Here is a 17,570-nt window from a genome sequence, read left to right as displayed (position 1 = left end):
CAATCTATTATTTTATTTCTCTACTAATAAATCAGCTTTTGTTTTAAGAGTTTTTTTATATAAAAACTTTTTCTCTCTTTGAGTAAATTTTTCCTCTTTTTTATGCTCTTTTTTTAGACTTTTTTCTTCAATATTTTCTTCTTTTTTAAACATAGTCAAAATAAGATAAATTGAGAAAACTATATTAAAAATAATTATCAACCACTTTGAAATAAGTGCTATTTCTAAATAAGATAATTTATCTTTTAATTTTAAATATTCAACAACATCACCATAAATTGCATTTGCAAAAAATGCAATTATTAAAAGTAAAACTATTAAAATCACTCTTCTTCTAAATTTAAATAAATAATACCAAAAAAGTGCAGATTTAACTTGTTTAAACATTTCTAAACTCTATATAAAAAAGTTAAGCCCAAGAGCTGCAAGTGCAACAACAAGGGATTTTGTTTTTAAATCATCAACAATTTTTCGTTCTTCATCTGCAATAATTATTTCCAATTGTTCATCACTATAATCATCAAATGTTTTATAATTTTCAACAAGTCTAGCTTTTGTAGCTAATATGGCTTTTTCTCGAATTTTTAGATTTATTGCATCTTTTATTTGTTGACTTTTAATTTTTGGATAATCAAAAGCTTTTGTAGCATTTTCACTTGCAAGATTTAATAACTTGTTAGAGTTTTCTTTTAATTTATCTTTAATTCCCATTATATTTTCCATTAATTTTTATTTATTTTAACATTTATATATTAATGAACTAATAACTATAAATTCATAGGGTATTTATAAAATATATTCCCATCTAGGATATGAAGCAGCAATATTTTTTATATCATCAATTTTGAATACATTAATAATTCTAAATCTACCACTTGTTAAAAATGCTTTTATTTTCATTTTATATTCCTCATTTTTTCTGTCCTAAATTATATGCAATTACAAATAACAATCAACTTAAATATATATGTATTTATATATTATAAATTATTTTATGATATACTTTTGCATATTATTTGGTGGAGAAAGATGGAAAAAGAAAGTTTTAAACAATTATTAAAAAAGGCTGATTTTAATAAACGAACATTTTCACAATATTTAGGTTTAAAATATCAAAGCGTAAATTCATGGGGAAATAATGGACGAAATGTTCCGTATTGGGTTGAGTCTTGGTTAAATCTTTATATTGATAATAAAAAATGTAAGCAGATAAAAGAACTACTAAAAGATAGTGGAGTTTGCCAGTAAAAAGCCTTATTTAAGCAGATTATACATAAAATACTCAAGCGTTATTATGTTAGGTATTTTATATATTTTTTCAAATTTGTGCCTAATAGTAAAAAATAAATTTATAAATTAATTAATAGGAATTATTATGCAAGTATTTTTAGAAGAGGCAAAAAAATCAAGCCGAACTATTGCAAACCTAAGTACTGCTGTTAAAAATAAAGTTTTAAATGAAATGGCAGATGCTTTAATAAACCACTGTGATTTTATAATCACACATAATGAAAAAGATATGATTGAAGCAAGAGTTAATAATTTAAGTGAAGCTTTACAAGATAGATTACTTTTAACAGGTACAAGAGTTCAAGAAATGTCAGATGCAATCAGACAAATAGCATCACAAAATGAACCTGTAGGAAGAATACTTGATGGTTGGGTTACAGAATCTGGATTAAATATTCAAAAAGTATCAATACCAATTGGTGTAATTGGTATTATTTATGAAAGCCGTCCAAATGTTACAAGTGACACCGCAGCTTTATGTTTTAAAAGTGGAAATGTTTGCGTTTTAAAAGGTGGAAAAGAAGCTGAGCATTCAAATAAAGCAATAGCCGTTGTTTTAAAAGAAGTTTTAGCAAAAAATAAACTTCCAGAACAAGCAATTTCATTATTGCCTGATTCAAGTAGAGAAGGTGTTGCAAAACTTATAAAACAAGATAAATATGTTGATTTAATCGTTCCAAGAGGTGGCGAAGCACTTATAAAATTTGTAAGTGAAAATTCGTCAATTCCAGTTATTAAACACGATAAAGGTATTTGTCATATTTATGTAGATAAAGATGCAGCACCTGCTAAAATCATAGATATTGCTATAAATGCAAAATGTCAAAGACCTAGCGCTTGTAATTCTATGGAAACACTTTTAGTTCATGAAGATATTGCTCCTTATATTTTAACAGGACTTGAAGATGCATTTGCAGAACAAGGAACAGTTTTAAAAGGTTGTAGTGAAACTTTAAAATATATAAAAGCAATTCCTGTAACACTTGAAGATTATGATACTGAATATTTAGCTAATATTTTAAATATTAAACTTGTAAAAAATGTAGATGAGGCAATTACTCATATTCAAAGACATGGTTCAGGACACTCAGAAGCAATTTTAAGTGAAAATTATTCAACTGTAAATAAATTTTTAAGTGAAGTTGATGCAGCTTGTGTTTATGCAAATGCAAGTACAAGATTTACAGATGGTGGAGCTTTTGGATTAGGTGCAGAAGTTGGAATTTCAACAAATAAACTTCATTCAAGAGGACCAATGGGAATAAATGATTTAACAACATTTAAATACAAAATTTACGGTTCTGGTCAAATTAGATAATCTTAATATTAGGAAACAAACAAAAACATGAAGAAAATAACATTAACACTAGCCAGTCTAGTAGCAGTTGTACTTTTTTGGTACATTTTAGGAGCAGGATTTGTTTTAAAAGATAATTCAAGCTCTTTTTCAAAACTTCAGTGTGTATCTTATGCTCCTTTTGGAAAAGATGATTCACCATTTATGATGGATAAAGGTTTAGTAATTTCTGAAGACTTAGTAAGAAAAGATTTACAATTACTTGCAAAGTATACAGATTGTATTAGAACATATTCAACTGTAGGTTTAGAAATGATTCCTAAAATAGCAAGGGAAAATAATCTAAAAATGCTTATGGGAGCATGGGTAAATGGTGATGAAAAACCTACTCGATTAGAAATTGATACTTTAATCAAACTTGCTACTGAAAATAAAGATATTGTAAAAGCTGTTATTGTTGGAAATGAAGCTTTATTAAGAGGTGATTTATCTGATATAAAACTTTATGAATATTTAAAAGAAGTAAAAGCTGCACTTCCAGATACTCAAGTTACTTATGCTGATGTTTGGGAGTATTGGCTTAAATATCCAAAAATTAAAGAAGTTACAGATTTTGTTACTATTCATATTTTACCTTACTGGGAAGATGATCCTATGGAAATCACAGCAGCAATTAAACATCTTGCTAATGTAAGACAAGAAGTTGAAGGTATTTTAAAAACTTCAAATATTTTAATTGGAGAAACAGGTTGGCCATCTGAGGGAAGAATGAGAGAAGATGCACTTCCTAGCAAAACTAATCAAGCTATTTTTGTAAGAGAATTTGTAAAATTAGCTCAAGAAAAAAATTGGAACTACAATATTATTGAGGCTTTTGATCAACCTTGGAAAAGAGTAAGTGAAGGTGCTGTTGGAGGTTTTTGGGGATTATTTGATAAAGATAGAGCAGATAAAAATGTTTTTGCAGGAGATGTTTCTGATTTTCCAAACTATAAATATTTAGGTTTTGGTTCTCTTTTGCTTATTTTTGTTTTTTCATTTTTATTAAAAAATTCAAATATTTCTACAAAAAAATTAGTTTTATTTAGTTCTATAAATACGATTTTTGCGGTTTTATATATGCTACAAATGGAACAATTTAATGTAACAGTACGATCAAGTGGAGAAGTTGTTTGGGCAACATTGGTTTTATTAACAAACCTTGCTATTTATTATTTTGTACTTTTAAATATTGCAAAAGAATCTAAACCTAAAATTGTAAGTATTAGAGAAATATTAACAAACAAATTATTTAATACTGATACTTTGCCAATGGTATTATTTTATTCTTCATTTATTTTTATATTAATTTCAACAATAATTCTAGCATTTGAAGGAAGATATAGAAACTTTGAAGTGTATATTTTTGCTATTTCAGCTATTTCTTTTGTTTTACTTTATGGTGGAAGATTTGCAAATATGGAATTTAAAGCTTTTGAGAAATTATCATTTTTGGTTCTTTTACTAACTGCAATTATTTCATTTTACCATGAAGGGTCTTTAAATATTTTCTCTAATATTTGGATTATTATTGCTTTAATTTTTACTTTTATTTTATATCAAGGAAGTAAAAACAGTTCATTTAGTGAATTAAAAAATATTATTAAATATATTGCAATCTTCTTTATTTTCTCAGTTTCACTAAGATATGGATTTATTGCTGATAAAGATATTATTGCTCAATGTCATTTAAATGATGCCACATTACTTTGTGGAGTTAAAAATGCAATTGGATATTGGGGATATATTGGAGTATTTGGAATTATTGCTATTTGTATTGCTATTCTTTCATTATTTATAAACAACAAAAAGTTTTTATTAGTTTCACTATTTGCTTCAGTTTTCTCTATTATGATGTTTAATACTTATGTAGGGTCTATTGCATTTATTCTAACTATAATTGTTTTATGTAAAGAAGAAAACCTAAAAGCTTTAAACTCTTAGGTTTTATAAATTTAGTATGAAAAGTTAAAATTTACTTTTCATACTTTCTCTTAGTTATCTTGCTCGTGAGAAATTTCACCCTCAGGACCAATATTTAATACATCATCAACTACTTTTACTGGATAAGATGGCAATTTAAATTTATCATCTTTAATATCAACATTAAATACAGCTAGTTTAGCCTCTTGTATTTGAACAAGCCCCAAAGATTTGCTAATAAATTTTAATGGAACAGTATTATAAATCCAGATTTTATCTTCACCTAATTGCCAAATATCACATTTATATCCAAGAATAGACTCTGCTCCAACTTTTTTAGCTCCCATTGAAATCAATGTATCACTATCTTTTAGATTTAATAATGGATTTTCTTCTTCTATTACCATTTCTTGTTGATAAATAATTTTTTCATTAAAATCAACATTATATTTTTTATTTCCAACTATTTTTGTAATACTATGTTCTTCTTCCTCTTCACCATTTGCAGCTTGAACTATTTTTTCTTCAGATAATTCAACTTCTCCAAAATTCTTAAAGTATAACTTACTACTTCCACTTAATGAAGCTTTATTTCCCATCACTTCACCAGAACCTGCAATTGCATACTCAACAATAGCTGATTTTACATCATATCTATTTGATTGAGCAAATAAACTAGCCATTCCAAACAATAAAAATCCAAAGATATATTTTGATTTTCCCACTTTCTAATCCTTCGTTAAATTAAGCGAATTATACATCTTATCTAATTAATTTCTCAAAATAAAAACACCAAATGAACACCTTTTTCGCATATTATAAAAAAAACAAAAGGAGTTTTATATGTCTTATTCTAAAAAAAGATATTTTGTCTACTTTTCATTAACACTATTTATAATGTTAATTCCATTTATAACAATAAACAACAATCACTTATTGTTATTGTCTTTCGATAAATTGCAGTTCCATTTTTTGGGTAGTGTATATAGTGTTAGTGAACTTTATGTTATGCCATTTTTACTTATGTTTTTATTCATAGGAATTTTTGCCCTAACTTCAATGTTTGGAAGAATCTGGTGTGGTTGGAGTTGCCCTCAAACTATATTTAGGGTTATTTATAGAGATTTAATCGAAAGCACAATTCTTGATTTAAGAAGAATCAAAAATAAACAAAAAGATATTGACTACAATAAAAAATCTAATCAAATTAGAAAATATATCGCCGTTATTTTATGGTTTATTATCACTTTAATTATCTCAACAAATTTTATGCTTTATTTTATTCCACCTGAAGATTTTTTTGTTTATATTCAAAATCCTTTAGAGCATAGTTTTATGATTATATTTATATTATCTCTTGCCCTATTTCTGGTTTATGACATAGTTTTTATGAAAGAAAATTTCTGTGTTTATATTTGCCCATATTCAAGAATCCAATCTGTTTTATATGATGATGATACAAAACAAGTATCTTATGATTTTAATCGTGGTGGGAAAGTTTATGAAAATAGTGTTAAGTCGATCTTTAAAGTAAAACAGTGGAGTAAAAATGAAGAGTGTACAACCTGTGAAGCTTGTGTGAAAATTTGTCCAACACACATAGATATTAGAAAAGGTTTACAAGTTGAATGTATAAATTGTCTAGAATGTAGTGATGCGTGTTCAATTGTTATGGGAAAATTAAATAAAGAATCATTGATAAATTGGGGAAGTACAAACAAAGTTATTAATAAAAAACTCGTATCTATTTTTACTAAAAAAAACATAACATATTTTGCATCTTTATTTTTATGTATATTTTTAGCTTTTTATTTTTCCCTAGAAAAAGAAAATTTTCTAGTAAATGTAAACAAAACAACTGAACTTTATAGTTTAAAAGAAAATGGTGCTGTTTCAAATAACTATATTTTAACTATTCACAATACTCAAGATAAAAACTATACTTTTGATATTGAATTAGTTGATAATAAAGATTTCAAAATAAAAAGATTTGAAAGTTTTGATTTAAAAGCTGGAGAAAAAACTAAAAAAATTCTAATTTTAGAAACAACAGAAGATTTTAAAAAGTTAAAAGAAAAACCATCAAAAATCTCAATAGAAATTTTTACAAAAGAAAATGAAAAAATAAAAGTAAAAAGACAAATTGCCTTTTTCTATCCAAAAAACTAAAGAGCTTTTTCAATAAAGAGGGAAAATAAAACGCCCTCTTTTTTATTTTCAACTAAAATTTTCCCAGCAAAACTCTCTTCAATAATCATCTTAGATAAATAAAGCCCAATTCCCGTTCCCTCTTCTTTTGTAGAAAAATATGGTTCAAAAATCTTTTTTAGATTTTTTACTTTTATTCCACCGCCATTATCAGCTAGTTTTATAATTACCTCAGCACTAGAAGAAGAGACTTCAATTTGAATTTTTGGATTTTTTATATTTTTTAAAACATCAATAGAGTTTGAAATAATCGCAATTAACACTTGAGAAAGTTCACTTTTTACACCAAATATTTTAATATCTTCAAAAGTTTCAAACCCTATTTCCAAATCTATATTATGGTTTTTCAAATCTGCACTTAAAATAGTTGAAGCATTTGAAATTGCATCTTTAACCATAAAAATCTCTTTTTCCTTTGATTTTGTATAAAACTCTTTAAAATCATCTATTGTTTTTGATAAAAAAATAACTTGAGAGTTTGCTTGTTCTATTTTTTTATCAAAATATATTTCATCTAAATTTTTATTTTCAAACTTCTTTTTTAGATTCATTAAAATATATGAAATATTGTTCAAAGGTTGCCTAAATTGGTGAGTTATATTTGCTATCATTTCCCCTGATTTTACAAACTTCGATTGTTGTAAAACCATTTTCTCAAAATTCTGGTTTTTATTTTTTAAATCATTATATTTATACGCAATAGAAATTGTAAAAAGCATGGCTTCCATAGCAAATACCAATAAAACTAAATCAAAATATCCATTTTGATTATAAAAATTCTTAAAATTAAATACAAAAAGTAAAATACAAAAAATAGACCAACCAATAACATAAATAAGTGTTGGTTTAAATCCCTCTTTTAAATTAAAAATAATCGAAATAAATAAAATTCCGTAAATAATTGTATATGGCAAATATTCAAATAACATATAATGATAAAAAGCTGTTAAAATAACCACATTTAACAATAAAGTACTAATTATCAACTCTTTATAGTTTGTGATTTTTGGTAAAAATTTACCCTCATAATAAGTTATAGCAAACAAAACAGCACTCAAACTTGCAATCACTAAAGATAACTCTTGAATAAAAGGATTTATTTGAAAAAGTTTGCTGTAAGTTACTATATAAATCAAAGAAAAAATCTGCATAAAACAGTAACTTATATAAAATATTTCTTTTGAATATATGTATCTTACAAATGTATATGCGATTGTCATAATCAATATTCCAAAAGTAATTCCATAAAACAAAATCAAATTTATATCAAACATCTATTTTATAACCACTATTTGTAAGATTTAAAATCAAATCTTTTGGGAGTTTAGTTTTTATATTTTTAACCAATGTTTTTAAAGCATCTTTTGTCATAACAGATTCATCCCAAACATAGTTTTCAATCTCTTCATAACTTACATATCTGTTTTTGTTTTTAATCAGTAATTCTAAAAATAAAATCTCTTTTGTTCTTAATTTTATTATTTCATCATTTATCACTAAGTTTTTATTAAAAATATCAAAATATGAATTATTTTCTAGTTTTACAATATTTGAAATATCTTCTTGCAAAGAGTTCACACATAAAAATAAAGCCTCTTCAAATTCTTTTTCCTTTACAGGTTTTATTAAATATTTTACAAGTCCAAGCTCAATTGCTTTTAATAAATAATCTTTATCACAAAAAGCTGTGATTATGATAATTTGAGTTTTTTTATCTTTTTGTCTAATTCTTTTTATAAATTCTAAACCATTTAATTTTGGCATTTGAATATCTGTGATTATAATATCTGGTTTGTATTTTTCATATAATTGTAATGCTTTTATTGCATCATTTGCTTCATAAATTAGTTCAAAAAAGTTTTCAAGATACTCAATACCATTTTCTCTAGCTATTTCGTCATCTTCAACATATAATATTTTTATATTTTTATACTTATTTTTTATCATTCTGGATTATATCTTATATATGATTATGATAAAATTCCGCCATGAGAGAATATAAAACACAAACAAAAGAGATAATAACTACAACAACATTTTCAACTCCTATTGGTGAAATGTTTGCGGCCGCTTCAAAAAAAGGTTTAGTTTTACTTTATTTTTTTACACCTTATGATATTGAAGCACATATTGATAAATTAAAAAAAACATTAAATGCTGATGTTATTCCTGGAAATAGTGAGATTTTTGATGTTTTAAAAACCCAACTAAATGAATATTTCAATAAAAAAAGAACAACTTTTGAAATTCCATTACAATTAGTTGGAACTCCTTTTCAAATAAAAGCATGGAAAGAGTTACTAAATATTCCCTATGGAAAAACAATTAGTTACAAAGAACAAGCAACAAAAACAGGAAATGAAAAAGCATTTAGAGCCGTTGCAAACGCAAATGGACAAAATATGATGGCTATAATTGTTCCCTGTCATAGAGTAATTGCAAGTTCAGGAAAACTAAGCGGTTATACAGGTGGCGTTGAGAAAAAAGAATTTTTATTAAAGTTAGAAAATAATGATAAGTAAAACTATTTTTAGACAATACGATATTAGAGGTATTATAAACGAGGATTTAAACTCTTCAAATTCCAAGTTAATTGGATATTTTTTAGGTTTAACAATAAAAGAAAAAAATCAAAATACGCAAAATCCTCCTTATATAATTGTGGGTTATGATGTACGAACTCACTCAAATATGTTATTTGAAGCTTTGATTTCTGGTTTAAATCAATCTGGTTGTAAAGTTCTAAATATTGGACTTGTAGCAACTGGCGTAAACTATTTTGCTTCATATCAAGAGTATCAAATAAATAATCAGACTATAAAACCAACTGCTTCAATTATGATAACAGGAAGTCATAATGCAAAAAAATATAATGGTTTTAAAATCACTATAAATAACGAACCATTTTTTGGAGATGAACTTTTAGCTTTATATTACAAAATTTTGAAAAATCAAAATATAGAAATTCCTAATAATTTTGATTTTATAAAAATAGATGCAAAAAAATTATATGTAGATTATATGTTAAATCAATTTTCACATCTAAAAGATTTTAAAGTTCCTTTTGCAATTGATTGTGGAAATGGTGTTGCAAATACTGTTTTATGTGAAATCTTAGATAAATTAAATCTAAATTATTTAGGTTTACATTTAGTTCCCGACGGAGAATTTCCAAATCATCATCCAGATCCCACAAATGAAGAAAATCTTAAAGATTTAAAAACTTTATTAAAAGATGATTGTAATTTAGGTTTTGCTTATGATGGAGATGCGGATAGAATTGCTGTTTTAACACAGAAATATAATATAAAAGGCGATATGTTAGCATTACTTTTTTCAAAAACTATGAAAAATCCAGTAATTATTGGGGAAGTAAGTTATTCGCAAAATGTTTTTGATGAACTAAATCATAAAACAAAAACAATTATGGATAAAACTGGATATTCAAATTTAAGATTAAAATTAAAAGAGTTAAATGCTGATTTAGCAGCAGAAGTTTCAGGGCATATCTTTTTTAATGATAGATATTATGGTTTTGATGATGCCATTTATGCCACATTTAGAGTTCTTGAGCTTTTATACAAAGGTATTAATTTAGATGAAGAAATAGACAAACTTCCAAAAGTTTATACAAGTGAAAATATAGAAATAGAAGTAAAAGAAAATCAAAAGTTTTTAATCATAAAAAAAATAGAAGAAAAACTATCTTTGGTTCAAAGAGGTTTTCCTATTATTAAAGATATTTTAAAAATAGATGGACTTAGAATAAATTTTGAATATGGTTGGGCGTTGATTCGCGCTTCAAATACAAATGCTTTAATTATGACAAAATACGAAGCCACAACATACGCAACAGCAATGACTTATAAAAATGCAGTTGAAAATATTTTAAATGAGGTAATAAGTGAAATTAATAGCATTACAAATTAAAACTACGACAAATTTTCAAGAAAATCTAACACACTTAAAAGATTTGATAAATTCATGTGAAGAAGATTCTCTTATATTAACACCTGAGTTAGCCATCAGCGGATTTGCTTATGACAAAATGAATGAGGCTGCAACTTTTAGTTTAAAAGCCATAGAAGAGCTAAAAGAGCTAAGTATCAATAAGATTATTGTTACAACTTTAATTACAAAACAAAAAGAAAAGTTTTTTAATACTTTATATATGTTTCATAATCAACAAATTATTCACACTCAATCAAAAGTAAAACTATTTCCTTTAGGAAATGAACTTGAACATTTTAGTGCAGGAAATGTTGAAGATATAAAAATAATAGAAATAAATGGTCTAAAAATAGCCACATTAATCTGTTTTGAACTAAGATTTCCTCAACTTTGGGAAAAAGTAAAAGGTGCTGATATTATTTTAAATCCTGCAATGTGGGGATTAAAAAGAAAAGACCATTATGAAACTATTTCAAAAGCTCTTGCCTTAGTGAATCAATGTTTTGTAATAGCATGTAATAGTGCCGATGATAATATGGGAAAAGGAAGTGCAATTATAAATCCATTTGGAATTGTAAAAAAAGATGATTCAAAAGAAATTATTGAAGATTTTTTTGATTTAGAAGAGATGAAAAAAGTCAGAAAGTATATAAATATTGGTTTAATATAAATTAATTTTTTTGATTAGAGATAATTTCTCTAATCTACTTTTAGTGAATTTCTTATTTCTTCCAAACTCACTCCATTTTGTTTAGCCAATAATGCTAATTTTGTAATTCTTTTTATATGTGTTGGAATCACTTTATATGTTGTAAAAGTAGTTGCTTTTACACCTATTTCTTCTGCAAATTTTCCTTGAGAAGGAAAACCAATTTCTTTAATTATTTTTTTAAATTCTTTCTTTTCCAATGTCTTTTTTCATGTTGAATTTTTTTGGAATTATAATGATTGAAAGCTAAATAATATATTAAGCAACTCCGTAAAACAAGCAAATCATAGTAATATTTGACAAATAGACTCTTTTAAAGTATAATTCGCAGCTTTATTTAAGAAAAAACAAAGGAGAAGACAATGAGATTAAAAGTTATTTTAATTACTCTATTATTAATATCTAATGTTTTTGCATCAGATTTTGACATTAACAACCTAACACCACAAGAGATTAAAACGCTAAAAGAGATAAAAGCACATGGTAAAGAAAACGGTTTAAGTTACTCTTTAATGGCAATTGCAATTAAAGAATCTGGATTGGGTAAATACCTAGTAAATGTAGATACAAAAGATTATGGTTTATATCAAGCCAATATAAAAACTGTTATTAGTAGAGAAAATGCACCTGATACTTCATGGAACAGAAATGTTTTAGCTATGAAACTTATTTCAGATTTTCAATTTGCAACAAAAAATGCTATAGATGAACTAAGTTATTGGCAAAAAGTCCACAATAATAATTGGTCAAAAGTTTGGAGTAGTTACAATGGCGGTTGGAGATACAATAGCGATGCTGCAAAACAATATTCAAAAGATATAGCTACAATTATACGAGAACTTAAAAAAGTTGATGTATGATAATTAACTAGGATTTTCCTAGTTATTCCGTTTTCCCTCTTATTTTTATTCTTTCCCTACTCTATAAAATCACAAAAACTAATTTGATAATCATTCTTAATATTAAATTAAGATTTGTTAATGTAGTATTTCAATAATGATTATCAATATAAAGGATTTGAAATGATTAATTATTTTGAAATAAAAAATAAAAATGACTTAGTAAAACCAACCGGTTGTACTTGTTAAAAAAAAAGGTTTAAAATGAGTATATTAATAATTGGTGGAGATCAAATATCACAAATATCTTCTATGTTAGAAAGTTTGGGCGCAAAAACTATAAATCATTGGGATGCAAGAAAAAAATCTTCTGCTCCAAAGAAAAAAGTTCCACAAGATACTGATTGTATTGTAATGATTACATCATTTTTAAATCATAATACTATGCTTAAATATAAAAGTGAAGCAAAAAAGAAAAATATCCCATTTATTTGTACTAAAAGATCAATATCTTGTGTATATGAAGAATATGTAAAAATAATGGGAATAAAAGATTGTAGTAGCTGTTATGCAAATTGTACTGGAGAGTTATAGTGTTAAGTAATAACTTTATAGGTTTTGATGAAACAAAAGAGTATTTACCAAAAGATTTTGATGAATTTAATTCTATCATTAGATTACGACAATTATTTTTAAGTTTAAGTAATAATATTCTTAAATGTACTTGTAATTTTACAAAATATGAACAAGTTAAATTTGCTAAACACTCTTTAAAAGGCGCTTTTTCTAATAAAATATTAAATTTAATGCCTTTTAGTTTTATTAAAACAACTAAAAAACAAAATATAAATAATTTTAAATTGTGTGTAAATTCAACAAAAATTATTAATAATTATTTAAATCCAAATAAAAAAAATCTTATATTTATTTCAAATAAAAATTTACTTCCAGTTGCAAAACTTATATCACACTGTTTTGTAAATAATAAAATGCAACTACTTATTGATAAGCATTTACTGTTTCATGAATTTGTTTTAAAAAAAATAAAAAAACTTCATAGAGATAAAACTGTTATAGATTTAGGCGATTCCATTTGTATAAAATCCGAAGATTTCGTAGGATTAAAAATATATACTTCATGGAAAGATATTGAAGTTAAAAAACCTAATATCAAAGATGAATTAGAAGATGCAATCAAATCTATAAAAAAAGGTGAATATTTTCAAATATATCTAGCTTATCCCAAAAATAGTGAGTTTACTAAACAAATTCCTGTTTTTGTAGATGAATTAAAAAATAAAGAGTATCAAATTAAAGCAATTCCTTACTCTTTTCGTTCTATTATAAAAAAATAAAAACAATTAGGAGAATAATAAAATGTCAACAGCAATATTTTATGCAAGTAGCACAGGAAATTCAGATGAAGTAGCAAGTAAAATTTCATCATCATTAGGAGAAATTGAAGTATTTAATTTAGCAAATACAAAAGCTGATAAAATCAATGACTATGATAAAGTTATTTTAGGTGGTTCAACATGGGGCGATGGAGAACTAAATGATGATTGGGAAGATGCTTGGGCAGATTTTTGCAAATTAGATTTATCAAATAAAACTGTTGCTCTTTTTGGATTAGGTGATCAAGAAAGTTATAGTGATGAATTTTGCAGTGCTTTGGGCGCAATATATAAACAAGTAGTTTCTTTAAAAGCTAAAGTTATAGGATTTACTTCAACAGAAGGTTATTATCATGATGCATCAAAAGCTCAAATTGACAATAAATTTGTTGGATTAGTTATTGATGAAGATAATCAAAGTGACTTAACAGATAAAAGAATTGAAGATTGGGTTAAAGATATAAAAGAAGAGATTTTATAATATAAAAGGATAAATTAAGATTTAATCTTAATTTACCCTTGACAAGTTTCGCAAGTTCCATATAGTTGCATTGAGTGACTAACTATTTTAAATTTATTTTTTTTAGCAATTTTATCTTGTCTTTTTTCAATTTCTTCATCCATAAATTCAATAATTTTTCCACAATTTGTACAAATTAAATGATCATGATGAGATTTTGCATTACTTTCATATTTTTTACCATCTGTTCCAAAAGTTATAGAAGTAATCAAATCTACTTCTTCTAAGAAACTAAGTGCTCTATAAACAGTAGCTATCCCAATATTTGAATCAGAATATCTCTTTTTAATTTCATTATATACTTCTTCTGCAGTTAAATGCTCTTGTGCATGTAATAAAATACTAAGAACTATTTCCCTTTGTTCAGTATATTTTAATCCTTTTTGTTTAACAATTTTTTTTAATTCTTCAATAATTTTTTCGTTATCATTTTCACTTAACATTAAAATACACCCTTAAAATTTAATAAAAACTAGTATATCCAAAGTTAACAAAAATTACAAATATACTTTCTTGATAAGTATCAAAAGGAAGAAAGGTTAATTAGATTATAATAACGGTTATTACTCTTATCAAGGCTCATTTATGACATTAAATCAACTAAAAATTAATGAAAGTGCAACAATCACAGCAATAAATTGTGATGAAATTCTAAAGGATAGACTTTACTCTTTTGGAATTAGTAAAGGAATAAAAGTAACAATTGTGGAGTTTACACTAACTAAAAGTACAATAGAAATAAAAGTAAATCAATCTAAAATAGCATTAAGATTGAATGAAGCTGCAAAAATTGAGGTTACTCGTGATTAAAAATACTATTAAAATAGCTTTAGTAGGTCAACCAAATGTTGGTAAGTCGATGCTTATTAATTCAATTTCAAATGCAAGATTAAAAGTTGGAAATTTTTCAGGAGTAACTGTTTCAAAAGAACAAGTATTTTTTGATTATAAAAACTTTCATATTGAAATTGTTGATCTTCCTGGTGCTTATTCTTTAAATGATTATACTATTGAAGAAAAAGTTACAAAAGATTTTTTGAATAATGAAAAATATGACATTATATTAAATGTTCTAGATTCAACAAATTTACAAAGAAATCTTCTTTTAACAGCAGAGCTTTTAACTTTAGATAAAAAAATGATTATTGCTTTAAATATGAGCGATGAAGCAGAAAAAGAATCTATTTTAATAGATGAAATACAATTAAGTAAAATTCTTGGTAAACCTTGTATAAAAACAAGTGCTGCAAAAAAAAGTGGAATAACAAAATTATTAGATGAAATACTTTTAAAATTTCAAAGTCAAAAAGTTCCAAGTAAATTTTTCTTTTCAGCTGTAATAGAAGAAGAAATTGAAAATATTTCTAAAATTTTAGAAGAAAATAAATATGAGACAAATGAAACTTATAGACAAATTTCATTAGGTCTTTTAAAGGAAAACAAAAATATATATAAACAGTTTCATGATGAGCCAATTTGGATAAAAATCCAACCTATCTTAACTGAAGCATTTGAACATTTATTTATTCATTTTAATTCAAAAAATATCAAAGATATATTTAATGAAGAAAGATTTGCCTTTGCAAAAGGTGCAGCAATAGAAACTGTTAAACAAAAAAACATCAATGCAACTACTTTAACAGAAAGATTTGATTCTATATTAATTCATAAATTTTTTGGATTACCAATCTTTTTATTTTTTATGTGGGGTTTATTTCAATTAACTTTTACTATTGGAAATATACCAATGGAAATAATTGATTCATTTTTTGCTGCAATAATAGATCATACTAAAGAGTTTTTAGGAGATAATGAATTTTCATCAATAATCGCAGATGGAGCAATTTCAGGAGTTGGCTCAGTAGTTTTATTTTTACCAAATATTGTAATACTCTTTTTTGGAATAGCACTTCTTGAAACAACTGGTTATATGAGTCGAGTTGCTTTTTTATTGGATGGTTTTTTTCATAAATTTGGTTTACATGGAAAATCATTTATTCCTTTAGTTACTGGTTTTGGATGTTCTGTTCCTGCATATATGGCAGCAAGAACTCTGAAAAATGAAAGAGATAGACTTTTAACTCTATTTATTATTGGTTTCATGTCTTGTGGTGCAAGATTACCAATATATGTACTTTTTGTTGGAGCCTTTTTTTCTGAAAGTAATGCAGGAAATATTTTATTTTTAATATATATATCAGGAGCAATTTTTGGTTTAATAGCTGCTAAAGTTTTAAAAATTATTGTATTTAAAAGTGAAGATGAACCTTTTGTTATGGAAATGCCAAAATATAGATTACCTTCATTTAGACTAATTTATCATACAGTTTCAAATCAAGCAAAAATGTATCTAAAAAAAGCAGGAACATATATATTAGCAGCTTCACTATTAATTTGGTTTGCAAGTAATTATCCAAAACATTTAGATATAGATCATTCATATAATGAAAAAATAGAATTAGCAATAAACTCTGATGAAAAAATTAATCTTAAAAATGAACTGTCTCAATATAATCTTGAACATTCATATTTAGGATATATTGGTAAATATTCAGAACCATTATTCCAACCTTTAGGATTTGATTGGAAAATGACAATAGCCCTAGAAACAGGTTTAGCTGCAAAAGAAATAGTAATCTCAACACTATCTATTTTGTATGGATTAGGAAGTGAAAATGATGAATCATCATCTAGTTTAATGGAAAAAATAAAAAGTAATATCACAATTGAATCTGCAATATCTTTTATAGTTTTTGTTATGATTTATCTGCCTTGTTTAGCAGCATCAATGGTTTTTGTAAGAGAATCTGGAAACTGGAAATACTTAGCTTATTTATTTATTTTTACAACAATAAGTGCTTGGTTATTATCGTTCACAGCTTATAATATCTCAAAAATTATAGTTACATAATGAAAAGAGATATATTATAAATAGTGGGAGGTGGTTAGTGGTGCTCACAATCGGAGTTGAACCGATAACCTCTTCCTTACCATGGAATTGCTCTACCATTGGAGCTATGCAAGCTTGAGGATGGATTGTAGCGAAGAGGAGCATAATAAGTGATAAAGTGATTGAAGGATGATATTAGAGAGCATAAAAGAATAAGAAATAAAGAAGAGTAAAATGGAAATAAAAAACAAAAAGAAGAATACAGATAAAAAGCAAAGAGTGTTAATAAAGTAAAGAAGAGTAATAAAAGAATAAAAAGCAAAGAGGGTTAATAAAGCAAGGCAAAGAAGCAAAGCAAAGTAAAGTAGTATAAAAGCGGGCTAAAAAAAAAGCTTCTTCCTAAAAGAACTAATAATAAGTTCAAATAAGAAAAAGCTTTGTAAAAAAACTCAAGAGCTGGCAGCGGCCTACGTTTCCACCAGGGGACCCGGCAGTATTATCGGCGATGAA

20 protein-coding genes and 1 tRNA gene are annotated in these 17,570 nt (G+C 25.6%); 13 read left to right on the top strand and 8 right to left on the bottom strand.

Annotated features, from left to right (window positions below):
* Positions 1-12 precede the first annotated feature (12 nt).
* Together B0174_RS03640 and B0174_RS03635 are read right to left on the bottom strand one after the other, a co-directional pair.
* Complete coding sequence (locus tag B0174_RS03640) at positions 13-387, bottom strand: hypothetical protein (protein WP_108558298.1); 375 nt, start codon at positions 385-387, stop codon at positions 13-15.
* Positions 388-396: 9 nt separating this feature from the next.
* On the bottom strand, positions 397-711 hold the full coding sequence (locus B0174_RS03635; RefSeq protein WP_108558297.1) for a hypothetical protein: 315 nt from the start codon (positions 709-711) through the stop codon (positions 397-399).
* A gap of 318 nt (positions 712-1,029) precedes the next feature.
* Between B0174_RS03635 and B0174_RS03630 the strand changes: the two genes are divergently transcribed.
* The 3 genes from B0174_RS03630 (at position 1,030) to B0174_RS03620 (ending at position 4,570) form a co-directional block, all read left to right on the top strand.
* Positions 1,030-1,248, top strand: a complete 219-nt coding sequence (locus tag B0174_RS03630) for a hypothetical protein (RefSeq protein WP_108558296.1) — start codon at positions 1,030-1,032, stop codon at positions 1,246-1,248.
* 127 nt (positions 1,249-1,375) lie between these two features.
* Positions 1,376-2,608, top strand: a complete 1,233-nt coding sequence (locus tag B0174_RS03625) for a glutamate-5-semialdehyde dehydrogenase (RefSeq protein WP_108558295.1) — start codon at positions 1,376-1,378, stop codon at positions 2,606-2,608.
* A gap of 27 nt (positions 2,609-2,635) precedes the next feature.
* Complete coding sequence (locus B0174_RS03620; RefSeq protein WP_108558294.1) at positions 2,636-4,570, top strand: glycoside hydrolase family 17 protein; 1,935 nt, start codon at positions 2,636-2,638, stop codon at positions 4,568-4,570.
* A gap of 50 nt (positions 4,571-4,620) precedes the next feature.
* Here B0174_RS03620 and B0174_RS03615 read toward each other — a convergent pair whose 3' ends face one another.
* Positions 4,621-5,274, bottom strand: a complete 654-nt coding sequence (locus tag B0174_RS03615; RefSeq protein WP_108558293.1) for a hypothetical protein — start codon at positions 5,272-5,274, stop codon at positions 4,621-4,623.
* Positions 5,275-5,392: 118 nt separating this feature from the next.
* Here B0174_RS03615 and ccoG point away from each other — a divergent pair, with 118 nt between their 5' ends.
* Positions 5,393-6,718 (top strand): cytochrome c oxidase accessory protein CcoG, encoded by a 1,326-nt coding sequence (gene ccoG / locus B0174_RS03610; RefSeq protein WP_108558292.1) that lies wholly within the window; start codon positions 5,393-5,395, stop codon positions 6,716-6,718.
* Here the strand turns inward: ccoG and B0174_RS03605 are convergent.
* Positions 6,715-8,031, bottom strand: a complete 1,317-nt coding sequence (locus B0174_RS03605; RefSeq protein ID WP_108558291.1) for a sensor histidine kinase — start codon at positions 8,029-8,031, stop codon at positions 6,715-6,717. The genes ccoG and B0174_RS03605 overlap by 4 nt on opposite strands.
* Positions 8,024-8,704, bottom strand: a complete 681-nt coding sequence (locus B0174_RS03600; RefSeq protein ID WP_108558290.1) for a response regulator transcription factor — start codon at positions 8,702-8,704, stop codon at positions 8,024-8,026. Before B0174_RS03600 ends, B0174_RS03605 begins: the two co-directional genes overlap by 8 nt.
* Before the next feature lie 41 nt (positions 8,705-8,745).
* Between B0174_RS03600 and B0174_RS03595 the strand changes: the two genes are divergently transcribed.
* From B0174_RS03595 to B0174_RS03585, 3 genes are read left to right on the top strand one after another with little or no spacing between them, the layout of a single operon-like run.
* The gene (locus B0174_RS03595; protein ID WP_108558289.1) at positions 8,746-9,279 is read left to right on the top strand and encodes a methylated-DNA--[protein]-cysteine S-methyltransferase; all 534 of its coding nucleotides are present in this window, start codon (positions 8,746-8,748) and stop codon (positions 9,277-9,279) included.
* Positions 9,269-10,687 (top strand): phosphomannomutase/phosphoglucomutase, encoded by a 1,419-nt coding sequence (locus B0174_RS03590; RefSeq protein WP_108558288.1) that lies wholly within the window; start codon positions 9,269-9,271, stop codon positions 10,685-10,687. Before B0174_RS03595 ends, B0174_RS03590 begins: the two co-directional genes overlap by 11 nt.
* Entirely contained in the window at positions 10,662-11,378 is a 717-nt protein-coding gene (locus B0174_RS03585; protein WP_108558287.1) for a carbon-nitrogen hydrolase family protein, read from the top strand. The genes B0174_RS03590 and B0174_RS03585 overlap by 26 nt, the downstream gene beginning before the upstream one ends.
* Before the next feature lie 29 nt (positions 11,379-11,407).
* Here B0174_RS03585 and B0174_RS03580 read toward each other — a convergent pair whose 3' ends face one another.
* Positions 11,408-11,617, bottom strand: a complete 210-nt coding sequence (locus B0174_RS03580; RefSeq protein ID WP_108558286.1) for a hypothetical protein — start codon at positions 11,615-11,617, stop codon at positions 11,408-11,410.
* A 162-nt stretch (positions 11,618-11,779) separates the two neighbouring features.
* Here B0174_RS03580 and B0174_RS03575 point away from each other — a divergent pair, with 162 nt between their 5' ends.
* The 4 genes from B0174_RS03575 (at position 11,780) to B0174_RS03560 (ending at position 14,131) form a co-directional block, all read left to right on the top strand.
* Positions 11,780-12,277 (top strand): transglycosylase SLT domain-containing protein, encoded by a 498-nt coding sequence (locus tag B0174_RS03575; RefSeq protein ID WP_108558285.1) that lies wholly within the window; start codon positions 11,780-11,782, stop codon positions 12,275-12,277.
* A 243-nt stretch (positions 12,278-12,520) separates the two neighbouring features.
* The gene (locus tag B0174_RS03570; protein ID WP_108558284.1) at positions 12,521-12,850 is read left to right on the top strand and encodes a DUF2325 domain-containing protein; all 330 of its coding nucleotides are present in this window, start codon (positions 12,521-12,523) and stop codon (positions 12,848-12,850) included.
* On the top strand, positions 12,850-13,611 hold the full coding sequence (locus B0174_RS03565) for a hypothetical protein (RefSeq protein ID WP_108558283.1): 762 nt from the start codon (positions 12,850-12,852) through the stop codon (positions 13,609-13,611). The genes B0174_RS03570 and B0174_RS03565 overlap by 1 nt, the downstream gene beginning before the upstream one ends.
* 22 nt (positions 13,612-13,633) lie before the next feature.
* Entirely contained in the window at positions 13,634-14,131 is a 498-nt protein-coding gene (locus tag B0174_RS03560; RefSeq protein WP_108558282.1) for a flavodoxin, read from the top strand.
* A gap of 32 nt (positions 14,132-14,163) precedes the next feature.
* Here the strand turns inward: B0174_RS03560 and B0174_RS03555 are convergent, their stop codons facing one another.
* Complete coding sequence (locus B0174_RS03555) at positions 14,164-14,613, bottom strand: Fur family transcriptional regulator (RefSeq protein ID WP_108558281.1); 450 nt, start codon at positions 14,611-14,613, stop codon at positions 14,164-14,166.
* Positions 14,614-14,755: 142 nt separating this feature from the next.
* On the opposite strand from B0174_RS03555, the gene B0174_RS03550 reads away from it, so the two are divergent.
* Entirely contained in the window at positions 14,756-14,980 is a 225-nt protein-coding gene (locus B0174_RS03550) for a FeoA family protein (RefSeq protein ID WP_108558280.1), read from the top strand.
* Positions 14,946-17,081 carry a ferrous iron transport protein B gene (gene feoB, locus B0174_RS03545; protein ID WP_165790386.1) on the top strand — a complete coding sequence of 712 codons (2,136 nt, stop codon included), beginning with the start codon at positions 14,946-14,948 and terminating at the stop codon, positions 17,079-17,081. The genes B0174_RS03550 and feoB overlap by 35 nt, the downstream gene beginning before the upstream one ends.
* Positions 17,082-17,119: 38 nt before the next feature.
* Here feoB and B0174_RS03540 read toward each other — a convergent pair.
* Positions 17,120-17,195, bottom strand: a tRNA-Thr gene (locus B0174_RS03540).
* Positions 17,196-17,570 lie beyond the last annotated feature (375 nt).

Source organism: Arcobacter caeni (genome assembly GCF_003063245.1).
GTDB lineage: Bacteria > Campylobacterota > Campylobacteria > Campylobacterales > Arcobacteraceae > Aliarcobacter > Aliarcobacter caeni.
Note: the sequence above shows the minus strand (reverse complement) of the source record. Positions and strands in the feature narration are given on the sequence as shown.

What these genes read in the sequence shown, in the direction of transcription:
- B0174_RS03620 (WP_108558294.1), top strand. Translation starts at nt 2,636, where the DNA reads ATGAAGAAAATAACATTAACACTAGCCAGTCTAGTAGCAGTTGTACTT.
- B0174_RS03575 (WP_108558285.1), top strand. Translation starts at nt 11,780, where the DNA reads ATGAGATTAAAAGTTATTTTAATTACTCTATTATTAATATCTAATGTT.
- B0174_RS03590 (WP_108558288.1), top strand. Translation starts at nt 9,269, where the DNA reads ATGATAAGTAAAACTATTTTTAGACAATACGATATTAGAGGTATTATA.
- B0174_RS03555 (WP_108558281.1), bottom strand. Translation starts at nt 14,613, where the DNA reads ATGTTAAGTGAAAATGATAACGAAAAAATTATTGAAGAATTAAAAAAA.
- B0174_RS03625 (WP_108558295.1), top strand. Translation starts at nt 1,376, where the DNA reads ATGCAAGTATTTTTAGAAGAGGCAAAAAAATCAAGCCGAACTATTGCA.
- B0174_RS03635 (WP_108558297.1), bottom strand. Translation starts at nt 711, where the DNA reads ATGGGAATTAAAGATAAATTAAAAGAAAACTCTAACAAGTTATTAAAT.
- ccoG (WP_108558292.1), top strand. Translation starts at nt 5,393, where the DNA reads ATGTCTTATTCTAAAAAAAGATATTTTGTCTACTTTTCATTAACACTA.
- B0174_RS03570 (WP_108558284.1), top strand. Translation starts at nt 12,521, where the DNA reads ATGAGTATATTAATAATTGGTGGAGATCAAATATCACAAATATCTTCT.
- B0174_RS03640 (WP_108558298.1), bottom strand. Translation starts at nt 387, where the DNA reads ATGTTTAAACAAGTTAAATCTGCACTTTTTTGGTATTATTTATTTAAA.
- B0174_RS03630 (WP_108558296.1), top strand. Translation starts at nt 1,030, where the DNA reads ATGGAAAAAGAAAGTTTTAAACAATTATTAAAAAAGGCTGATTTTAAT.
- B0174_RS03600 (WP_108558290.1), bottom strand. Translation starts at nt 8,704, where the DNA reads ATGATAAAAAATAAGTATAAAAATATAAAAATATTATATGTTGAAGAT.
- B0174_RS03595 (WP_108558289.1), top strand. Translation starts at nt 8,746, where the DNA reads ATGAGAGAATATAAAACACAAACAAAAGAGATAATAACTACAACAACA.
- B0174_RS03550 (WP_108558280.1), top strand. Translation starts at nt 14,756, where the DNA reads ATGACATTAAATCAACTAAAAATTAATGAAAGTGCAACAATCACAGCA.
- B0174_RS03560 (WP_108558282.1), top strand. Translation starts at nt 13,634, where the DNA reads ATGTCAACAGCAATATTTTATGCAAGTAGCACAGGAAATTCAGATGAA.
- B0174_RS03605 (WP_108558291.1), bottom strand. Translation starts at nt 8,031, where the DNA reads ATGTTTGATATAAATTTGATTTTGTTTTATGGAATTACTTTTGGAATA.
- feoB (WP_165790386.1), top strand. Translation starts at nt 14,946, where the DNA reads ATGAAGCTGCAAAAATTGAGGTTACTCGTGATTAAAAATACTATTAAA.